General features: G+C 72.7%; 12 protein-coding genes and 1 tRNA gene. 11 read left to right on the plus strand and 2 right to left on the minus strand.

Annotated elements, in window-relative coordinates; translation table 11 throughout:
- The first annotated feature begins 193 nt into the window (after positions 1–193).
- The 7 genes from RM704_RS15790 to RM704_RS15820 all read left to right on the plus strand — a co-directional run bounded on the left by RM704_RS15790 (position 194) and on the right by RM704_RS15820 (position 13,094).
- Entirely contained in the window at positions 194–2,464 is a 2,271-nt protein-coding gene (locus RM704_RS15790; RefSeq protein WP_033524659.1) for a serine/threonine-protein kinase, read from the plus strand.
- A 98-nt stretch (positions 2,465–2,562) separates the two neighbouring features.
- Positions 2,563–2,760: a hypothetical protein gene (locus RM704_RS15795; protein ID WP_033524660.1), complete on the plus strand. Its 198-nt coding sequence runs from the start codon at positions 2,563–2,565 to the stop codon at positions 2,758–2,760.
- Positions 2,761–3,069: 309 nt separating this feature from the next.
- Positions 3,070–5,919: a type I DNA topoisomerase gene (gene topA, locus RM704_RS15800; RefSeq protein ID WP_033524661.1), complete on the plus strand. Its 2,850-nt coding sequence runs from the start codon at positions 3,070–3,072 to the stop codon at positions 5,917–5,919.
- Positions 5,920–6,129: 210 nt separating this feature from the next.
- Positions 6,130–9,438, plus strand: a complete 3,309-nt coding sequence (gene tmk, locus RM704_RS15805; RefSeq protein WP_311590683.1) for a dTMP kinase — start codon at positions 6,130–6,132, stop codon at positions 9,436–9,438.
- Between the two features lie 412 nt (positions 9,439–9,850).
- Positions 9,851–11,056, plus strand: a complete 1,206-nt coding sequence (locus RM704_RS15810) for a DNA polymerase III subunit delta' (protein ID WP_033524663.1) — start codon at positions 9,851–9,853, stop codon at positions 11,054–11,056.
- A 251-nt stretch (positions 11,057–11,307) separates the two neighbouring features.
- Positions 11,308–12,897: an alpha/beta hydrolase gene (locus RM704_RS15815; RefSeq protein WP_052145769.1), complete on the plus strand. Its 1,590-nt coding sequence runs from the start codon at positions 11,308–11,310 to the stop codon at positions 12,895–12,897.
- Between the two features lie 123 nt (positions 12,898–13,020).
- A tRNA-Thr gene (locus RM704_RS15820) sits at positions 13,021–13,094 on the plus strand.
- 272 nt (positions 13,095–13,366) lie between these two features.
- On the opposite strand, the gene RM704_RS15825 is transcribed toward RM704_RS15820, so the two are convergent.
- Positions 13,367–14,575 carry an MFS transporter gene (locus tag RM704_RS15825; RefSeq protein WP_052145770.1) on the minus strand — a complete coding sequence of 403 codons (1,209 nt, stop codon included), beginning with the start codon at positions 14,573–14,575 and terminating at the stop codon, positions 13,367–13,369.
- Positions 14,576–14,638: 63 nt separating this feature from the next.
- Here RM704_RS15825 and RM704_RS15830 point away from each other — a divergent pair, with 63 nt between their 5' ends.
- Positions 14,639–15,013, plus strand: coding sequence for a MerR family transcriptional regulator (locus RM704_RS15830; protein WP_033524664.1), 375 nt, complete (start codon positions 14,639–14,641; stop codon positions 15,011–15,013).
- A gap of 36 nt (positions 15,014–15,049) precedes the next feature.
- Here RM704_RS15830 and RM704_RS15835 read toward each other — a convergent pair whose 3' ends face one another.
- Entirely contained in the window at positions 15,050–15,343 is a 294-nt protein-coding gene (locus tag RM704_RS15835; RefSeq protein WP_033524665.1) for a trypco2 family protein, read from the minus strand.
- Between the two features lie 105 nt (positions 15,344–15,448).
- Between RM704_RS15835 and RM704_RS15840 the strand changes: the two genes are divergently transcribed.
- The 3 genes from RM704_RS15840 (at position 15,449) to RM704_RS15850 (ending at position 21,402) form a co-directional block, all read left to right on the plus strand.
- Complete coding sequence (locus RM704_RS15840; protein ID WP_052145771.1) at positions 15,449–16,990, plus strand: S1 family peptidase; 1,542 nt, start codon at positions 15,449–15,451, stop codon at positions 16,988–16,990.
- 488 nt (positions 16,991–17,478) lie between these two features.
- On the plus strand, positions 17,479–19,560 hold the full coding sequence (locus tag RM704_RS15845) for a serine/threonine-protein kinase (protein WP_033524794.1): 2,082 nt from the start codon (positions 17,479–17,481) through the stop codon (positions 19,558–19,560).
- A 486-nt stretch (positions 19,561–20,046) separates the two neighbouring features.
- Entirely contained in the window at positions 20,047–21,402 is a 1,356-nt protein-coding gene (locus RM704_RS15850; protein WP_033524666.1) for a vWA domain-containing protein, read from the plus strand.
- The last annotated feature ends 91 nt before the right edge of the window (positions 21,403–21,493 follow it).

A 21,493-nucleotide genomic window follows, 5' to 3' on the forward strand; every position in this document is an offset into this window, starting at 1 on the left:
GGTGCCCCGCCCGGCGCCCGTTCTCGTGACGTGTGGGGCGCATTCGCACCACCGGGACCCGTGTGTCCCTTCTGGCTGGATTGGTCGGTAAAAGGCCTCCTGTCAGTGGTGCGTGCGAAGCTATTTTCAAGAGACGGATTCGACGTGTCCTCGGGGGAGGCACGCGCTGTCTCTGGGGGATCGGGGGGTCGCGATGGCGGGGGATACGCCGGAGCAGGGCCAGGGAAGGATCATCAACGACCGGTACCGACTGCTGCGCACCCTGGGCGCGGGCGGCATGGGCCGGGTCTGGCTCGCGTACGACGAGGAGTTGGCCTGCGAGGTCTCCATGAAGGAGATCTCCCTGCCCGACGTCCCGAGGGACACGACCGAGCCCGCCCAGCGCATCGCCCGGGCCCGCAGCGAGGCCCGGCACGCCGCGCGGCTGCGCGGTCATCCCCATGTGGCCACGGTCCACGACGTGGTGCTCCACGAGGGCCTGCCGTGGATCGTCATGGAGTACGTGCCGGACGCGATCGACCTCCAGGCGGTCGTACGGCAGCGGGGGCCGCTCTCGCCCGAGCAGGTCGCCCGCGTCGGGCTCGCCGTCCTCGACGCCCTCACCGCCGGGCACCGGATCGGCATACTCCACCGGGACGTGAAACCGGCCAACATCCTGCTCGCGGCCGACGCCTCGGGCGACCCCTACGCGCGCGTGCTGCTCACCGACTACGGCATCGCGCTCCAGCCGGAGTCCCGCGAACCCAGGCTCACCGCCACCGCCGGCATCCTCGGCACCCCCGGGTATCTGGCGCCCGAGCGGGCGCGGGGCGAGCCACCGACGCCCGCCGCCGACATGTTCTCGCTCGGCGCCACGCTGTACGCGGCGGTCGAGGGCCGCGGCCCCTTCGACCGGCACGGCGAGTACGCGACGCTCACGGCCCTGCTCGGTGAGGAACCGACACCTCCCGCCCGCGCCGGTGAACTGGCGCCCGTCCTGCACGGGTTGCTCATCAAGGACCCGGTGCGCCGACTCTCGCCGGAGGCCGTGGCGCGCGGTCTGGAGCGGGTGGCCGCCTCGGGCGGAGAGTCCACCCCGCCGGGCTGGGGTGCCACCCCCGCCTCGGCACCCGGCGCGTTCGGGCCGCCCCCCGGCACGCCCGGGGCTCCCGCCACACCCGGCACGCCCGGTGCGCCTCCGGGCTATGTGGCGAGCGCGCCGCCCGGGTACGTGGCCGCCGGGCAGCACGGCCTCGGGGGCACGCCGAACACTCCGGGCCAACCCCACACGCCCGGTCCACCCCACACGCCGTACACACCGCACACCCCGGGGGCCCCGCACACGCCGAACCCTCCCGCCGGTGGTCCGCCCACACCGGGCGGCGCGGCGGGTGCCCCTTCGCCGTACGACCCCTGGCGGCAGGGACAACAGCCGCGCAGTCCCTACGACAGCTACAACCCGTACGGGGGCGGCCCGTTCACGCCCTATGGGAGCCCGGCGGGCGGCGGGGCCACGCCCTACGGACCCACCCCCGGCGGCCGGCCGCCGGGGAACGCGGGGTTCCCGACCATCACGGCCGGGAGCCCGCCGCCGCCCGGCGGGCCGAAGCGGAAGACGCCCGCGGCGGCGGTCGTCGCGATCGTGGTCGCCGTGCTGCTCGTGGCGGGCGGCGGTACATGGGCCGCGGTGAACCTGACGGACGGCCCGGACCCCAAGCCCTCCGACACCCCGGACACGTTGGCGTCGCCGCCGCAGTCGGAGTACCCCTACGGCAAGCAGGCGGCCCTCAAGAAGGCCCTGGAGGTGGGGGACTGCGTCAAGGCGGTGTGGACGGGGACGGCGTTCGACTCCGTGCCCGACCTCGGCGTGGTGGACTGCGACGAGGACTGGCCGGACGGCCAGGTCGTGGCGATAGAGACGGCGTCGGACGCCTCCGACGCCAAGGCCAGCGGCGCGCAGCGCTGCGCCAGCCAGGCCGACCCGATGGCCGAGGCCCTGCCCGACGCGGACGTCTACGCGCTCGTCCCGACGAAGGAGGGCTTCACCGCGGCCAAGGGCGGTACGGCATGCCTCGTCCTCGGCAAGCACGTCCCGATCGGCGGCGAGGTGGGCCGACTCCGTGACGTGGGCTCGAACCTGTGGCCCACGCAGATGGCCGTCGGTGACTGCTGGGACTACACCACCAGGGAGGACGAGGGGTACGACGCCCCGCTGACCGACTGTGCCGAAGCGCACACCGACCAGGTCGTCGGATCGGTGCAGGCACCCGACAACATGACCTTCGCCGGCGCCCTCGCCGAAGGCGGAAAGCTGTGCACCAACAGGTTCGAGTCGAGTTGGGCGCCCGGAGCTGACCTGATCGTGTCGGGATGGGTCTCCGCCGAAGAGGAATGGAAAAAGGGCTTCAACAAGGTGGTGTGCACGGTGCGCAACGCCGACGTGTCGCAGACGACCGGGAAGATACCCACGCCCGGCTCGGTCTGAGCGTCCGGACGCCTCGCGTTCACCTCGGGTTCGCGCGCCCGCTTCCCGTCCGTGCCAGCCTCCCGTCCCGGGGCAGTCGAGGGGTGGGAGGACGGGACATGGAGAGCGGTCCGGCGATCTTCGTGGGAATGGTGTTCGCCCTGTTCGGGGGCGGGCTGCTGCTGTGGACCGCGAGGCGGCTGCGCCTGGGCGAGCCGGTCGCGCAGGGGGTGCGTCCCGTGATGTCCGCGACCCTCGCGAGCGTCACCGCGGTCACCGCGCTCGTGCTCGGCGCGTGGTGCCTGACGCGCATCTGAGAGGGCGGGGCCGGACGGGGCCGCTGTGCGAGTGGGGTAACCGAGATGTGACCCTCCGCATAGGCCCCGAACGGATCGCTGAAGACGCCGGGCGGCAGGAATGGCGGTAGTCGGGTTACCGTTCGAGTGGCCGTTGCGGGCTTTTCCCGTTTGACACGGGGGCGGGATGTACCGTCACACTCCGCAGCGTCAGCATGACCCGACCCCGGGCCGACCGCCGAGCCCCGTGCGAGGCAACGGCTTCCGGGGGCGCCCGCCCCGGGAAGCAAGCCTGGGGAAACCCAGCGTCGACCGGAGAGAAGAGCGAAGTTGTCCCCGACCAGCGAGACCGCGAAGGGCGGCCGCCGACTCGTGATCGTCGAGTCGCCTGCCAAGGCGAAGACGATCAAGGGCTATCTCGGCCCCGGCTACATCGTCGAGGCGAGCGTGGGGCACATCCGCGACCTTCCGAACGGCGCCGCGGAGGTGCCCGAGCAGTACACCGGCGAGGTGCGCCGCCTCGGCGTGGACGTCGAACACGACTTCGCGCCCATCTATGTCGTCAACGCGGACAAGAAGGCCCAGGTCAGGAAGCTCAAGGACCTGCTGAAGGAGTCCGACGAACTCTTCCTCGCCACCGATGAGGACCGCGAGGGCGAGGCCATCGCCTGGCACCTTCAGGAGGTGCTCAAGCCCAAGGTCCCGGTCAAGCGGATGGTCTTCCACGAGATCACCAAGGCCGCGATCCAGGCCGCCGTCGCCAACCCGCGCGAGCTGAACCAGCGCCTCGTCGACGCCCAGGAAACCCGCCGCATCCTCGACCGCCTCTACGGCTACGAGGTCTCGCCGGTCCTGTGGAAGAAGGTCATGCCGCGCCTGTCGGCGGGCCGCGTCCAGTCCGTCGCGACCCGGCTCGTCGTGGAGCGGGAGCGGGAGCGGATCGCCTTCCGCTCGGCCGAGTACTGGGACCTGACCGGCACCTTCGCGACCGGCCGCGCCGGTGACGCCTCCGACCCGTCGGCGCTGGTCGCGCGCCTGCAGTCGGTGGACGGCCGCCGCGTCGCCCAGGGCCGCGACTTCGACTCGCTGGGGCAGATCAAGGGCGCGAACGTCCTCCACCTCGACGAGGCGAACGCCCGAGCGCTCGCCGCCGCCCTGGAGAACACCCGGTTCGCGGTCCGGTCCGTCGAGTCCAAGCCGTACCGCCGCTCGCCGTACGCTCCCTTCCGTACGACGACGCTCCAGCAGGAGGCCTCGCGCAAGCTCGGCTTCGGGGCGAAGGCGACGATGCAGGTGGCGCAGAAGCTGTACGAGAACGGCTTCATCACCTATATGCGTACGGACTCCACGACGCTCAGCGACACCGCCGTGGCCGCCGCCCGCGCCCAGGTCACCCAGCTGTACGGCGCCGACTACCTGCCGGCGCAGCCGCGTACGTACGCCGGGAAGGTCAAGAACGCGCAGGAGGCGCACGAGGCGATCCGCCCCTCGGGTGATCGTTTCCGCACGCCCGCCGAGACGGGGCTGACCGGTGACCAGTTCAAGCTGTACGAGCTGATCTGGAAGCGGACCGTCGCCTCCCAGATGAAGGACGCGACCGGCAACAGCGTCACCGTCAAGATCGGTGGCACCGCCTCCGACGGCCGGGACGCCGAGTTCAGCGCCTCCGGCAAGACGATCACCTTCCACGGCTTCCTCAAGGCCTACGTCGAGGGTGCCGACGACCCGAACGCCGAACTCGACGACCGTGAGCGCCGGCTGCCGCAGGTCAACCAGGGTGACCCGCTCTCCGCCGAGGAGATCACGGTCGACGGGCACGCCACCAAGCCCCCGGCCCGCTACACCGAGGCGTCGCTGGTCAAGGAGCTCGAAGAGCGCGAGATCGGCCGCCCGTCGACGTACGCGTCGATCATCGGCACCATCCTCGACCGGGGCTATGTCTTCAAGAAGGGCACGGCGCTCGTGCCGTCCTTCCTGAGCTTCGCCGTGGTCAACCTCCTGGAGAAGCACTTCGGGCGGCTCGTCGACTACGACTTCACCGCCAAGATGGAGGACGACCTCGACCGCATCGCGCGCGGCGAGGCCCAGGCGGTGCCGTGGCTGAAGCGGTTCTACTTCGGCGAGGGCCCGGGCTCCGGCGGCACCGCGGCCGAAGCCGGCAACGGCGACGGCGACCACCTCGGTGGGCTCAAGGAACTGGTGACCGACCTGGGCGCGATCGACGCGCGCGAGGTGTCGTCGTTCCCCGTCGGCAGCGGCATCGTGCTGCGCGTCGGGCGCTACGGCCCGTACATCGAGCGTGGGGAGAAGGACGCCGAGGGGCACCAGCGCGCCGACATCCCCGAGGACCTGGCCCCGGACGAGCTGAGCGTCGAACTGGCGGAGGAACTGCTGGCCAAGCCCAGCGGCGACTTCGAACTGGGCGCGGACCCGGCGACCGGCCACCAGATCGTCGCCAAGGACGGGCGCTACGGGCCGTACGTCACGGAGATCCTGCCCGAGGGCACGCCGAAGACGGGCAAGAACGCCGTCAAGCCGCGTACGGCCTCGCTGTTCAAGTCGATGACCCTGGACACGGTCACCCTGGACGACGCGTTGAAGCTGATGTCGCTGCCGCGCGTGGTCGGCGCCGACGCGGAGGGCCAGGAGATCACCGCGCAGAACGGGCGGTACGGCCCATATCTGAAGAAGGGCACGGACTCGCGCTCGCTGCAGTCCGAGGAGCAGCTCTTCACGATCACCCTCGAAGAGGCGCTGCAGATCTACGCCCAGCCCAAGCAGCGGGGGCGAGCCGCCGCCAAGCCGCCGCTGAAGGAACTGGGCGAGGACCCCGTCAGCGGGAAGCCGGTCGTGGTGAAGGACGGCCGTTTCGGGCCGTACGTGACCGACGGCGAGACCAACGCGACCCTGCGGTCCGGGGACAGCGTGGAGGAGATCACGCCCGAGCGCGGCTTCGAACTCCTGGCGGAGAAGCGGGCGAAGACGCCCGCCAAGAAGACGGCCAAGAAGGCGCCGGCGAAGAAGACGGCGACCAAGGCTGCCGCCAAGAAGGCCGCGCCGGCGAAGAAGACCGCCGCCAAGAAGACCACCGCTTCGAAGACGGCCGCGGCCAAGAAGGCGGCTCCCGCGAAGAAGGCGGCTGCGAAGAAGGCCGCGACGAGCGGGGACGCCGCCCAGTAGCTCGGGGGCGCGGGTACGTTGCGGCTGCTGCTCGGTTGTGGCTGGTCGCGCGGTTCCCCGCGCCTCTGACGGGGCGCTCGTGGTGGGTGGTGGCCGGAATCGCCCGCCTTCGCCTCGTCGGATGTGTGCGTTTCGTGTGACTTGGTGATGCGGCGTGCGTGCGTTCGGGCGCTGCTTCTGGGTGTCGGTGGGTGCCGATAGGCTGAAAGCATGATGCGAGCCGAGCAGCCGACGGCCCACAACCCGGGCTCCGATGACGCCCTGGCAGCCGACTCCAGGGAGCGCGCCGTCCGGGCGCTGCTGCGCCGACCGCAACTGAAACGGTTGTGGAGCGCTCAGCTGGTGGGCGGTGTGGGCGATGTGCTCGCGCTGTTCGTGCTGGTGCTCCTCGCCTTCCAGGCCGCGATCGCCGAGGGCTCCTTCGGCGGCGGCTACCGGGGCGTCGCCCTGACGGTCGCGACCGTCTTCGGGACGCGCGTCCTCGCGACCCTGCTCTTCGGTGCCGTACTCCTCGGGCCGCTCACCTCTCTGACCTCGCATGACGGCCCGCTCGACCGCCGCTGGACCATGGTCGGCGCGGACGGGCTGCGGGTCCTGCTGCTGATCGTCGCGCCCCTGTGGATCGACTGGACGCCCGACAACGCGCTCGCGATCCTGCTCGTCACCGTGTTCGTCGGCGGTGTCGCCGAGCGGTTCTGGACGGTCTGCCGCGAGAGCGCGGCCCCCGCGCTGCTGCCCGCGCCGCCGCTGGAGGGCGCGACCGTACGGCCGCTGCCGGACCACATGGACGCGCTGCGGCGCCTGGCCCTGCGTACCGGATTCGTGGCCGTGCCCCTGGCGGCCGCCGTCCTCGTCGTCGCCTCGCTGCTCAACAATCTGCTGGGCGCGGGCCTGGACTGGTTCGGGCAGCACCAGGCCGCGCTCGCCTCGTACGTCGCCGCCGGGCTCTTCGCGGCCTCGCTGTCCGTCGTGACCTTCCTCGACCTGCCCAAGACACGTACCCCGCGCGCGCGGTCGCCGCTGGAGGGGCTGCGCCGGCCCAAGACCGGCACCGGTGTGGACAAGGGCCGCACGGGAGCGATCCCGCTGCTGGTGCCGGCCTGCGGGGCCGTCGCGGGTGCGGTCGCCGCCGCCGTCGCCGTCGCCGTGCTGCACGCCAAGGACCTGGGCGGCGGGCCGGTGATGTACGGGCTGTTCGTCACCGCGCTGACGGGCGGCGTGGTCGTCGGGATCCGCCGGGCGCCGTCCGTGCTGCCCGCGCTGTCCCGGCGTCGGCTGCTCGCCCTCGCGATCGCCTTCACCGGGATCGCGCTCCTCGCCGCCGGCCTGACGCCGGACGTCACGAGCGTCGTGCTCATCCTGGGGCTCGCCGGTGCCGGCGCGGGGATCGCCGCCAACACCGGGCACACGCTGCTCGACCAGGAGGCCGAGGACTTCCGGCGGGCCCGCACCACCGAGCATCTGCACGCCGTCGTACGGGTGTTCGTGGCGCTCGCGGTGCTCGTCGCTCCGCTGGTCGCCGCCGTCATCGGCCCGCACCGGCTGGAGAGCGGCAAGTTCGTGTTCGCGCACGGCGGTGCGGCGTTCACGTTGATGCTGGTGGGGGCGTTGCTGCTGCCGGTCGCCGCATTGGTGCTCGCCAAGGTCGACGACCGCTCCGGGGTGCCGCTGCGGCAGGACCTGAGGGACGCGCTGCTGAAGGGCGACGATCCGGTCCAGGCGCCCGCGGCTTCGGGCTTCTTCATCGCTCTGGAGGGCGGGGACGGCGCCGGGAAGTCCACTCAGGTCGAGGCGATCGCCGAGTGGATCCGGGCCAAGGGGCACGAGGTCGTGGTGACGCGTGAGCCGGGGGCGACCCCGGTGGGCAAGCGGCTGCGGTCGATTCTGCTGGACGTGTCGAGTACCGGGCTGTCGCACCGTGCCGAGGCGCTGCTGTACGCCGCGGATCGTGCCGAGCATGTGGACACCGTCGTGCGGCCCGCGTTGGAGCGGGGCGCGGTCGTCGTCTCGGACCGCTACATCGACTCGTCCGTGGCCTATCAGGGGGCCGGCCGGGACCTCTCCCCCACGGAGATCGCACGGATCTCGCGGTGGGCGACCGATGGGCTCGTGCCGCATCTGACGGTGCTGCTGGATGTGTCGCCGGAGGCCGCGCGCGAGCGGTTCACCGAGGCGCCGGACCGGTTGGAGTCGGAGCCGGCCGAGTTCCACGAGCGGGTGCGGGCGGGGTTCCTGACACTGGCCGCCGCGGATGCCGGGCGGTACCTGGTCGTGGACGCCGGGCAGGACCCGGAGGCCGTGACGACCGTGGTCCGTGCTCGGCTCGATGTGATGCTGCCGTTGTCCGAGGCCGAGGTGAAGGCGCAGGAGGAGGCGCGGCGCAAGGCCGAGGAGGAAGCGCGGCGCAAGGCCGAGGAAGAGGCCGCCCGGAAGGCCGAGGAGGAGCGCCTGGAGCGGGAGCGCCAGGAGGAGCTCGCCCGGCTGCGCGCCGAGGAGGAGGAGCGCAAGCGGCGCGAGCTGGAGGAGGCTCAGCGGCGCGAGGCGGAGCGGCAGGCGGAGGAGGCCCGGCAGCGGGCCGAGGAAGCGCGTCGTCGGGCCGAGGAGGAGCAGGCGCGGCTCCTGGCGGAGGAGAAGGCGCGGGCCGAGGCGGAGGAACGGCGCCGGGTCGAGGAGGAACGTCGTCGTCAGCAGGCCGCGGAGGAGCAGCGGCTGCGGGACGAGGCGGAGGCGCGGCGCCTGGAGAAGCAGCGCAAGGCCGAGGAGGCCTTGTTGCGGGCCGAGGAGGCTCGGAGGGTGGCCGCCGCCGCGGAGGCCGACCGGGCCGCGGCGGTCGCGGCCGAGGCGGAGCGGGCTGCGGCGGAGCGTGCCGAGGCCGACCGCAAGGCTGAGGCGGAGCGGGTCGCGGCTGCGGCCGAGGCCGCGCGGGTCGCGGCCGAGCGGGGGGCCGGGGCTGAATCCGGTGCCGATACCGGCGGTCGGGGCGATGACGCGGTGACCGTGGCCACGCCGTTGGTGACGCCGACGAATGCGTCGGGTGGGCCGGTGGACGAGACGGCTGTGTTGCCGCCGGTGCGGGGGGAGGCGTCGGGCGCCGACTCCGAGACGACGGCGAAGCTGCCGAAGCCGTCGGTGCCGTCTGCGGGGGCCGCCGCGGAGGACGAGACCGCGCTGTTGCCGCAGGTGCCTTCGGGTACGGCCGATGAGACGGCTGTCCTGCCGCCGGTGCGGGACGATCGGGTGCCGCCGGGATACTTCCGGGACGAGCGGCCCGCGACTGGCGGGGCGGACGGGTCGGACGGGTCGGACATGGCTGACGCGTCGGACGGCTCGGACGCCGTGGATCGGACGCGGGAGCTGCCGCAGGTCGACGAGCAGGGAGTGCCGCGGCGGCGGCCACGGTCGGACTGGGCCGAGGAGACGCCGTTGGACGATCTGCCGACGCTGGCGGACGAGTTGTTGGGGGCGCACGGCGAGGACGACACCGATGAGCGGCGGGGCTGGGGGCGGCGGCGCCGCTGAGGCGGGCTGAGACGCGGTGGTGGGGCGCGTGCGATGGGTCGTGGGTGACCGGTACGCGCCGCGGCCGGTACGTGTGACGCCGGTGGTGCGGGTCGGGGCGGGCGGGGCCGTGCCGGTGCGTCAGTCAGCCCGTCGCTCGGTGCCCGACCGGCTCGGGGTTGATTCCCTGGGTTCTCCGGGCCGCTGTGTGCGACGGGCTTGACGCACCGGACGGCCCCGTCCGTACGTGGGCCGCGGCCCACAGCGGTGGCGGTGCCTTTGCGGCCTTCTGTCCGTGCTCGCGGCCGGTTCTGGTTCCGCGTGGCGGCGGGGTCGTGGTTTCGCGCCCTCGGTCCGCGAGTGGGCCGGGGTGTCAGTGGGGTCGCGCACAATGGGGCGCGGTGAGGGATTCGCGGGACGGAGGCGGTGGGGCATGGCTGTGTGGGACGACCTGGTGGGGCAGGAGCGGCTGAGTGCGCAGCTGGACGCGGCCGCCCGGGACGCGGACCGGATCGTCACGGCGGCGGAGCAGAGGATCGCGCCTCCGGAGGCGTCCAAGATGACGCATGCGTGGCTGTTCACGGGACCGCCGGGGTCGGGGCGGGTGACGGCGGCGCGGGCGTTCGCCGCGGCGTTGCAGTGCGTGAGTCCGGACCGGGCGCTCGGCGGAAGTCCGGGATGCGGATTCTGCGACGGGTGTCATACGGCGCTGGTGGGGACGCACGCGGATGTGAGCACCGTGGCGGCGGTGGGCACGCAGATCCTCGCCGACGACATGCGGGACACGGTGCGGAAGTCGTTCACGTCGCCGGCGAACGGGCGCTGGCAGGTGATCCTGGTCGAGGACGCCGAGCGGCTGAACGAGAAGTCGGCGAACGCGGTCCTGAAGGCCGTGGAGGAACCCGCCCCGCGGACGGTGTGGATGCTGTGCGCGCCCTCGCTGGAGGACGTGCTGCCGACGATCCGGTCGCGGTGCCGGCATGTCGGGTTGCTCACACCGTCGGTGGACGCCGTGGCGGACATGCTCGTACGGCGGGAGGGCATCGAGCCGGAGGCCGCCGCGGTGGCCGCGCGGGCGACCCAGGGGCACATCGAGCGGGCCCGGCGGCTGGCCACCGATCCGCGTGCCCGGGAGCGGCGGGCCGCTGTGCTGAAGCTGCCGTTGCGGGTCGAGGACATCGGCGGGTGCCTGAAGGCGGCGCAGGAGCTGGTGGACGCCGCTTCGGAGGCGTCGAAGCAGTTGGCCGAAGAGGTCGACACCAAGGAGACCGAGGAGCTGAAGGCGGCGATGGGCGCGGTGCAGGGCGGGCGTATGCCGCGCGGCACGGCGGGCGTGATGAAGGACCTGGAGGACAAGCAGAAGCGGCGGCGTACGCGCGCGCAGCGGGACAGTCTCGACCTCGCGTTGACCGAGCTCACCGGGTTCTACCGGGACGTGCTGGCTCTGCAGCTGGGCTCCCGGGTGGCACTCTCCAATGTCGAGGTGCGGGACAGCCTGGAGCGGTTGGCGCGGGCAGGCACGCCCGAGGCGACGTTGCGGCGCATCGACGCGGTCGCGGCGTGCAGAGAGGCGTTGGATCGCAATGTGGCGCCCCTGCTGGCCGTTGAGGCGATGACGATGGCACTGCGCGCCGGATGACGTGACGGAGGGCGGGCCGGGTGCGGGGGCGGACGGTCTGCGCGACCGATCTCCGCGGTCTGCCTACCGCGGCTGGTCTGCACGGTCGGTCTGTGCGGTCGGTCTGTGCGGCTGGTCGGCACGATCTCTGCGGGGGCGGTCCGCGCTGTCTGTCTGCGGGGTGAAGGTGCGTTCGGTTGACCGCGTCACTCGTAAGAGGAGCGTTCGTTGCTGTTCGTGATGAATTGAGCGGTTCTGGTTACGCTCGCGAGATGCACACCAGGCGTACTTCCCGGCCGAACCGGTCCCTGCGGGCCGGCGGCGCGTTGCTCGCTGCCGCCGCGCTGCTCGTCGCGGGCTGCTCCTCCGGCGGCCACTCCAGTACGGCGGCCACGACCGTCGACGGGGGGCCCGCCCTCGGCCCGCTGCCCCGTGCGACTCCGTCGGCTCTGGCCCCGTACTACGAGCAGAAGCTGAGCTGGCGCGACTGCGAGACGACCGGTTTCCAGTGCGCCACGATGAAGGCGCCCCTCGACTACGCGAAGCCGGGCGAGGGCGACGTCAAACTGGCCGTCTCGCGACGGAAGGCGACCGGCCCGGGGGAGCGGCTGGGCTCGCTGCTGGTCAATCCGGGTGGTCCTGGCGGCTCGGCGGTCGGCTATGTGCAGAAGTACGCGGGCATCGGCTACCCCGCCAAGGTCCGGGCGCGGTACGACATGGTGGCCGTCGACCCGAGGGGCGTGGCCGGCAGCGAGCCGGTCGAATGTCTCACCGGGCGCCAGATGGACACGTACACGCAGACGGACCTCACCCCGGACGACACGGAGGAGACGGGCCGGCTGGTCGCCGCGTACAAGCGGTTCGCGCAGGGGTGCGGGGAGCGGGCGCCCAAGCTCCTGCGGCACGTCTCCACGGTCGAGGCCGCCCGGGACATGGACATCCTGCGGGCCCTCCTGGGCGACGAGAAGCTGACGTACGTAGGTGCCTCGTACGGGACGTTCCTCGGCGCGACGTACGCGGGGCTGTTCCCCGAGCGGGTCGGTCGGCTGGTGCTGGACGGCGCGCTGGACCCGTCGCTGCCCGCCCGCAAGCTCAACCAGGAGCAGACGGCGGGCTTCGAGACGGCCTTCCAGGCGTTCGCCCGGGATTGCGTGAGGCGGAAGGACTGCGTGCTGGGGCGTACGCCGGCACAGGTCGCCGAGAACCTGCGCGCGCTCTTCGAACGGCTCGACGCACGGCCGCTCGCGACCGGTGACGCCGACGGGCGGCGGCTCGGCGAGTCCCTCGCCACGACGGGCGTGATCGCCGCGATGTACGACGAGGGGGCCTGGCCCCAGCTGCGCCAGGCGCTCACCGAGGCGGTCGAGAAGGACGACGGCGCGGGCCTGCTGGCCCTCTCGGACAGCTACTTCGAACGGGCACCGGACGGCACCTACTCGAACCTGATGTACGCCAACGCCGCCGTGAACTGTCTCGACCTCCCGGCCGCCTACGACACCCCCGAGGCGGTCGAACGGGCCCTCCCCGAGTTCGAGAAGGCGTCCCCCGTCTTCGGCCGGGCCCTCGCGTGGGCCTCCCTGAACTGCGCGTACTGGCCGGTGGGGCCGACGGGTGGGCCGCACCGCATCGAAGCGAAGGGCGCCGCCCCGATCGTCGTCGTCGGCACCACGCGCGACCCCGCCACGCCGTACCGCTGGGCCGAGTCCCTCGCCTCCCAGCTCTCCTCCGCCCGCCTCCTCACCTACGACGGCGACGGACACACCGCCTACGGCCGCGGCAGCGCCTGCATCAACTCCGCGATCAACACCTACCTGCTCCGCGGCACACCCCCGACCGACGGAAAGCGCTGCTCAGCGTCCTGATCACCGACCTCTGCGACGGCTGGGCCGGGTCGTGCCCGGGGTGCTCCGACCCGTGGTTCGGAGCACCCCGGAAACTGTGTAGACTTACCGACGTTGCTGATCGCACCATAGTGCGGACAGCGCGCCGCCTTAGCTCAGATGGCCAGAGCAACGCACTCGTAATGCGTAGGTCTCGGGTTCGAATCCCGAAGGCGGCTCTTTCAAAGCCCAGGTCCCTCAGTGGTGACCTGGGCTTTTGTGTTGTTCGGGCATGGCGTGGCGGCCTCGGTGGTGGTGCGGTAGGCAGTGCGTCTCTGTCTTGACGTGGGAAGAACCCGTACCCGCCGTGGCTGGGTACGGGGTCTTCCTTCGGCGTCGCGCGTGGAGTGTTCCGGCGGGGGGATGGCGAGAACGGACTCCCGTGCGTGACGCGTTCCTGGGGGAGGCTCGGTCGGTAGTCGTGCGAACGAGGTGTCTGTCGAGCGAGGTGTCAGTCGGTTCCGGGGCGGGTCGTGGGGAACGCGTGCTGCCGGGCGGCCATCACCACGAGGAGGGCCGGGGCCATCAGCGCGAGGGCGCTCCATGCGAAGGACTTGGGGCCGAGGCCGTCCAGGAGGATGCCCCCGACCGCCCCGCCGCCGGCCATGAAGGTGTTCCACGTGGTGACCAGCAGGGCCTGTCCTCGGTCGCCTCCCGCGTCGGTGACGGCGGTCTGCAGGAGGGTGGTGACGCCACCCCAGCCGAGGCCCCACAGCACCATCGCCGTGTAGACCACGATCATGTTCCCGGCCATCGCCGCCAGCAGGACGGAGGCGACGAGGAACAAGGCACTGCTGACGATGGTCAGTTGACGCAGCTTGCGGTCGACCAGGGCGCCCGTGATCCAGATGCTCACCACGGACGCGATGCCGAAGACGAGCAGCACGATGTCGCGGGAGCCGCCCATGTCGTAGGCGTCGAGGAAGGTGGCGATGTAGGTGTAGAGGATGTTGTGGGCCAGGACGTAGGCCGCGACCACGAACAGGACCGCCGCGACCCCCGGAAGGGACAGGGCCTTCAGAATGGGCTCGCGGGTCTCCGGCCGTCGGCCCGGGGCGTCCGGGACCGAGACCATGATCCAACCCAGCAGCGCCACGGAGATCACCGTCACGAGGCCGAAGGTCATGCGCCAGCCGAAGAGCCCGCCGAGGAAGGTGCCGAGCGGGATGCCCAGGGACAGGGCCAGCGGGACGCCGGCCATGGTGATGGCGATGGCCCTGCCCTGGAGGTGCGGGGGTGCCAGGCGCCGTGCGTAGCCGACGAGTTCGGCCCAGACCGCGGCCGCGGCGACACCGGCGAGGAGCCGGAACACCATCGTCAGGGGGTAGTTGGACGACAGGGCGGTGACCAGGTTGGCGACCGCGAACACCGTCACCGCCAGCAACAGCAGGTGCTTGCGTCGCCAGGCCGCCGTGGTGACCGACAGGGGGATGGCGGCGACGCCGGTGGCGATGGCGTAGACCGTCAGGGCCTGGCCCATCGCGGACTCGCTCACCGACAGGTCACGGGCCATCTCGGGAAGCACACCCGCCGGGAGCGCCTCGGTCAGGATCCCCATGAAGGCTGCTGTGGCCAGGGCCAGAAGCGGTGAGAGGGGCAGCTTTCGGTTGTCTGCTGCTGGAGCGGATGTGTTCAGCAGCTCCGTCTGGGAGGTTGACATGGCTGTATCGTCAAACCCTCACATCTGTGTGAAGGTCAAGCTCGTACGAACGAGAGAGGTGACATGCGGATCGGGGAGCTGTCCGAGCGGACCGGAACCTCTCGTCGGCTGCTGCGCTACTACGAGGAGCAGGGCCTGCTGGTCGCCGACCGCGCGCCCAACGGCTACCGGGACTATCCCGAGGGCTGTGTGAACCGGGTCCTGCAGATCAGAGGACTCCTCGACTCCGGACTGCCGACGCGGATCATCAAGCAGATCCTGCCGTGCATCAACGACCCCCGGACCATCCACGTCTCCGACGCGACACCGGAGACGATCGCCACCCTGGAGGGCGAGCGTCGGCGCATGACCGACCGCATCGAGTGCCTGATGCGCAGCAGGGAGGCCATCTCCGGCTACCTCGACGCCGTCCGCCGCGGGTCTGCCGGGGCTGCCTGACGGGCCGGGGCGGGATGGGAGGGGTCGGGTCTCGGCTCAGCGGCCCACCTCGTGGTGATGGCCCGTCGGGCCCGGGAGGGGTTTGAGGTCCACCTGGATGCGGTGGGTGGAGTCGTGGCTGACCGTGCCGCCCAGGCGGGCCTCGACGACGCCGAGGCGGAGGCCCGCGCCGCCCTCGCCGGAGCGGTGGAACTGGACCGAGAACTCCAGGCTGACCTGCTCCACGCTGAACCGCCAGTCGCTCGCCGCGCCCTCGGCCTGGGCGCGGGCCAGTTCCGCGCGGACCGTGCCGATGGCCTCGGAGAGGCCGACCGGTTCGGTATCGCTCATGTCAACACCCCGTCGGATTCCGTTGATTGACCGAATCGATTGACCGATCCAAGTTGGTTCACAAGTCTAGGGACGCACCATGCCCTGCGCGTAGTGTGAGGTGGCATGGGGGAATTGCGTGCGGACTGGAGACTCCGGCTGCGGCGCGGGAGTGCGCGGGGCCCCATCTGCGGCGCCGGGGTCCTCGTCGATCAGAACACCGCGTTGACCTGCGCCCATGTGGTGCGGGATCCGGGTGCTGTGATGTGGGTGGAGTTCGCGGAGAACAGCGAGATCGAAGGGGTGGCCGCGCGGGTGCTGCCCGGCGGTTGGCTCGCGGGGAGCGACGTCGGCGGGGGGCGCGTCGGCGAGGCGGTCGGTGAGGATATCGCCGTACTGCGGCTGGACAGCCCCCGCCCTCAGGCGCGGCCCGCCCGGCTGGAGACCCGGCTGTGGGGCGGGATGGAGGTGTCCGCCACGGGGTACGCGGAGGGCTTCGACGACGGGATGAGCCTGTGGGGGCGTATCGGCGGGGTCAGCGGTGAGCGGGTGCAGCTCGATGCCGTGACCAAGGCCGAGGTGGTGCGCCGGGGGTTCAGCGGGGCCGCCGTGTGCACCCGGCCGGGGGAGGGGCGGCCCGCCCGGGTCGTCGGGCTCGTCGTCAGTTGGCGGGGAGACATGGGCGAGCTGTTGCCCGAGAACAACCGGCTCGCCTTCTCGTATCTGATCCCCGTCGCGCGCATCGCCGAACTGTCGCCCGTGATCGCCGAGTTGTGCGGTCGCCAGGCCTGGGACCACGACTTCGAGGAGCGGCTGACACGGTGGTTCGGCGACGAGCACGCCGACGAGGAGCCGGTGAAGGTCACCGTGGTGCCTCCGGGGAGCGGGAAGGAACGGTCCCTGCGGCATCTCGTGCACCGGGCCGATCTCGTCTACCGGGGTGGCGAGTCCAGTCGGCCCGACCTCGCCGATCACGCGCTGGGGCACATCGCCTTTCCGCCCGGACAGTATCTGGCGTACTGGGACTGGCTTCTCGGCACCCGGCCGCCGCCGGGGCGACCGCCCGCCCTCGTGGGTGGGCGGCGGGTCACCGTGGTGGTCGACGGGCTCGACGAGGAGCCCGAGCCGGGGGCGTTGATCGCGCTCCTCGCCCGATTACGGTCGCTCGGCTTCCGGTTGCTGCTGGTCTTCCGGCAAGAGGGCGGCACCGGCTGGGCGGCCGCCCGCGACGACCTCCTCGCGCCCGCGCTCCTCGACCACGCGGACGCGCTCCTCGCCCGGCTGGAACGGGCGGAGTTCAGCCGCGCGGTCCGGCACGGTGTCGTCGACAGCGCCTCCCTCGGTTCCCTGACCGAGACGGCCGAACGGCGCCGGGGCGAGCGGCGGGCGATCGACGCGGTCGGGGGGAGTGGGAGTAGGGCGACTGGGCTGAGTGGTGGGTTTGGTGAGGGTGGAGGGTTTGGTGGGAGGGGTGGAAGTGGTGGGAGCGGTGAGGCCCGTAGGGATCGTGGGGGCAACGGGGCTCATGGGTTCGGCGGTGCCGGTGGGGGCGTGGATCCGCAGCAGCGGCTAGCTCGGCTGCGGGAGTTGGTCAGCACCCTCCGCGCGGATCTGCGGCGCATCGGGGACCGGGCGTCCGGTGACTGGCCTTCCGGAGGCCTGACATGAGGTTCACCGCCCGCTTCGCGCAGGGGACGGGAGGCCGAGGGAGGAGTGGCCCGGGGGTGGTTGGCCCGGGAACGCACGGCCAAGGCGCCGGCGCCCCGGCTGCTGCCCGAGGTGCAGCCGGCCGCCCGGAGGCAGGTGACCCCGGGACGGCCGGTGTGGACGGCTCGTGTGCGGGCGGCCGGGGTGAGGGTGGGCCGGGAGCGGGTGGCCCGGGTTCAGGCGCCCCGGATTCGGGCGGCCCGCGAGCGGAAGGGCGAGGGGCGCGCAGTTGTCCGCATCGGCGGTTCACCGGTGCGCCCTGTGGCGGGGTCCTGTTGCCCACCGGGTACTGCGCCGTGTGCGGGCGGGCGGAGGATGGGCCCCGGTTGCCCGAACTGCCTGCGGAGTCGCGGGAGTTCGGGCCCCCCGAGCTGCTCGCGTTGCCCGAGCGGGCGTCGCGGCCCGCCCAGGAACGGCTCATCCATCCCGAGGCGCCGTTGCGTGTCCGTATGGTCTGCTCGTCCGCCGAGTGCGGCATCACCTTCGCGCCGCCCTACACGGTGGGCCCGGTGCCGGTCGAGGGGTACTGCCCGGCCTGCGGCGAGCCCTACTCGTACCGGCCCGAACTCGCCGAGGGCGACGTGCTGCGCGACCAGTACCGGATCATGGGGCCCATCGCGCACGGCGGCCAGGGCTGGGTGTACCTCGCCGAGGACACGCACCTCGGCGACGTGGTCGCCGTGAAAGGGCTGCTCAACCGGTACGAGCAGGACGGGGCCAGGCTCGCCGACCTCGAACGCCGCAATCTCGTCGCCATCCGCCACCCCCGTATCGTCCAGATCCGCGACTTCGTCGCCCGGCGCGACGACTCCGGGCGGGTCACCGGCGGGTACATCGTCATGGACGACGTCGGCGACGGCACCCTCGACAAGGTCGTCAAGGAGACCCGGCGCGGGGAGTCCGTCCTCGACATCGAGCACGTGGCCGCGTACGGCTGCCAGATCCTCGAAGCCCTCGTGCATCTGCACGCCGGTGGTGAGAAGGGCTTCGTGTACGGGGACATGAAGCCCTCGAACGTCGTGCACCACGGCGACGGCGTCAAGGTCATCGACCTCGGCGGTATGCGCGAACAGGGCCAGGAGCAGCCGCCCGCCCATGTCACGCCCGACTACATGGCACCCGAGACGGCGTCCTCGCCCATGCCCACCACCGCCCACGACCTGCACACGGTCGGTGTCACCCTGCGGGAACTCGCCGGCTGGGCCGTCGACGAGGTGCCCGGCCTCGGCACCGCCTCCTTCCGCGAGGTCATCGACCGCGCCACACGCACCGATCCGGGTCTGCGCTTCGCCGATGCCCGCGAGATGGCCGGTCAACTGCGCGGTGCCCTGCGGGAGATCCGCGCCCTGCGCGGCAAGAGCGACCCGCCCGAACCCTCCGACTACTTCTGGCCGTCCCCCCAACTGCTCGGCGCCAGGCTCGGCACGGTGCCCGGCATCGAGCACTGGCTCGACCGCCCCCGGCGCGACCGGTACGACCCGCCCCTCGCCCCCGCCCTCGACCTCGGCGCGCCCACCCTCACCGAGATCGCCCGCCGGCTGCCGGTGCCCAGGCGCTACCCGGGCGACCCGCAGACCACGCGGTTCGAGGTCAGCAGCGGCTACGACCCCGGCCGGCTCCTCGACCAGGAGGAGGGCAAGCCGCCCTCGGTGGAGATCCGCCTGCACAACGTACGGGTCCTGCTGGGCCGGAACAGCCGGGACGACCTGGAGCGGGCCCAGGAGGAGCTGGACACCGCCGACTCCATCCCCGGGCCGTCCGCCGTCCGCCGGTGGCGGCTGGAGTGGCACCGCGCGCTGGTCGCGCTGCGCCGCGCCGACCTCGACGCCGACCCCCGCCAGGTCGCCGAGGCCAAGCGCCACTTCGCCGCCGTCCGCCTCGAACTGCCCGGCGAGTACGCGCCGAAACTGGCCCTCGCCTACTGCGGGGAACGGCTCGGCGACGACACGGCGGGGCCCACGGCCAAGGAACTCTACGAGGCCGTGTTCGCCCGTAACCCCGCGCACGGGGGAGCGGCCCTGGGCCTCGCCCGGCTCGCGCTCCGCGCGGGCGACCGCCGGGCCGCCCTCGACGTCCTCGGCCGGGTCCGTCCCGGCACCCTGGACCACACCGTCACCCGGATCGCCTCCCTGCGCATCCGCGCGGCCAGGCTGCCCCGTGACAGTGATCCGCTCCCCGCGCCCACCGAGGTCGACGCGGCCCTGGCCGAACTGAGCGACCTCGTCCGCCGGGAACCGGGCGCCGGCGGGCCGAGCCTGTCCGAGGACGAGGCGCTGCGCCTCAGCACCGAACTGCACGAATGGAAGCTGGACGCGCTCCACAGCCGCGGCGACCGGCCCGGCACCGGCGGAGCGGGAGCAGGGCGGCTCGATCCCGGCAGCCTGCGGCGGCTGAGCGCGCAGGAGCGGGAGCTGCGCGCACGGATCGAGTCGCTCTATCGCCAACTGGCCGCCCGGCACGCGGAGTCGTCCGCCGCGCACGAACACCTCGTGGATCTCCTCCAGGCGGTACGGCCGCAGACCGTGGTCTGACCGCGTGGACGGGGCCCGGGGCAGGCGTCCGTGGCCGTTGGGGGTCTGTGGCACGGGGGAGACGAGCGAGCCGAGTGGCCTGGGGAGGTTGCGGGACTGGCGGGGCTGGCAGGACTTGGGGGACTGGCAGGTCTTGGGGGGATCGGGAGGCTCGGAGGGTCTGAGGAGAGCAGTGGCGGCGTCCATGTGGTCCGTACGGCGACGAACGGGGAAGGAACGGTGACGTACGACATGAGCGGGCGCGTGAGCGGGCACATGAGCCGGGGCGTGAGCGGGCAGACGGGCTGCGGGCGTGGGGGCGGGCGTATGGAGCGTCGTAGGGGCGGGCAGGAGCGTCCTGTGGGTGGGCCGGATGGGCCGGGTGGGCCCGGTGGGCCGGGTGGGTTGGGAGAAGGGCGCACGAGCGGGCGTACGCGCGATGGGGCCGATGCGCGTGAGGGCGGACGAACAAGCGGCCACGCGCGGTCGGCACGGCCGGAGATCCAGGTGCGGGTCGACCTCGACGGTGATGTGCGCCCGCACCGCAGCGCGAAGATCGAGGCGCATCTGCGGGTGGACGTGACCGCCGGGGGCGCGCCCGCCGAGCTGCCCGCGATCGAGCTCGCCGTGATCATCGCGGTCGATGTCGCCGAACCTCTCCGCGGGGTCGTCCGACACGCACTGCAGGCCGCGCTGCGCAGCCTGCCCGACGGCATCTCGTTCGCCGTGCTCGGCGCCGGCCCCGAGCCGGTCCCGTGCCATCCGCGGGGTGACGCCGAGTGGGCCGTCGCCGACCAGCGCGAGAAGCGCCGGGCCGCCTTCGCCGCCGGCGCGATACCGCTGCACCGGGACGGCCCGCGCCCCGCCGGATACGCCGTCTGGGCGGCCAGGGCGCGCGCCCTGCTCGCGGCCCGCCCGCTGTCCGTACGCCATCTGCTGCTGATCACCGACGGCAGCAGCGGACCGGGCGAGACCCGGCTGGACGAGGAACTGGACGCCTGCGCCGGGCAGTTCACCTGCGATGTGCTCGCCGTGGGCGCGGACTGGGCGCCCGAGCCGCTGCTCGCGCTCGCCGAACGGCTGCACGGCACCGCCGAGTTCGTGGACGACGGGCTCGGCCGGGCGATCACCGGCGCCGTTCGGCGGCTGCGCCGGGTGCACGCCCCGCAGTTACCGATCGAGGTGACCGTACGGCCTACGGTGCGGCAGGTCGCCCTGAACGAGAAGGCGCCCCGGCCGCATCGTCTCGGCGGGCTCCCCCAGCCCGGTCGGCCCCACCGCTGGAGCTTTCCGACGTACCAGTGGGAGCAGGGCGGGCGCGACTATCTGCTCACGCTCGTCGCCGACGCCGACGGTGATCCGTTGGAGACATGGCTGCAGTTCGCCATGGTCTCCGTCGGGGATGTCCACGCGCCCGTCACCGCGCGCTGGCACCGGCCCGAGCAGCCGCCGCCCGAGGTCGCGGCCCGGGGTGACAGCGTGCGCGACCAGAAGTCGACCACCGTGATGCGGGACGCGTTGCGCCGGGGGCTCGTCGCGCTCAAGGAGCGGCGCCGGGACGCCGCCGAGGGGCACCTCGGGCGGGCGGCGCGGTTGGCGGCCCGGTTCGGCACGGACTGGGTGCTGGACGAGATCGGCGCGGTCGCCGACATCGAGGACGCGTCGGCGGGGCGGGTCCGGCTGCGGCCGGCCGCCGCCGTCGACGCGTCCACGCTCGGCCCGATGATCCTGCGTGCCGGATCCCGGCCCGTGCCCCTGCTCGACACTGCCGTTCCACAGCCGGGCGCGCGCTGCACCCGGTGCGCCGCCCCGGCCGGGGGCGAGGCCCGCTACTGCATAGCGTGCGGGGAGAAACTGCTGTGACGGCCGGACAGGGGGTTTCCTGGGACGGGCGCTGGGAGCGGGCCCTTCGTGGCGGGCCCTCCGGGTGGGCGCTCCTCGGCGGCTGGTCTGC

This window comes from Streptomyces gottesmaniae, assembly GCF_031845845.1.
In the GTDB taxonomy this organism is placed as follows: domain Bacteria; phylum Actinomycetota; class Actinomycetes; order Streptomycetales; family Streptomycetaceae; genus Streptomyces; species Streptomyces akebiae.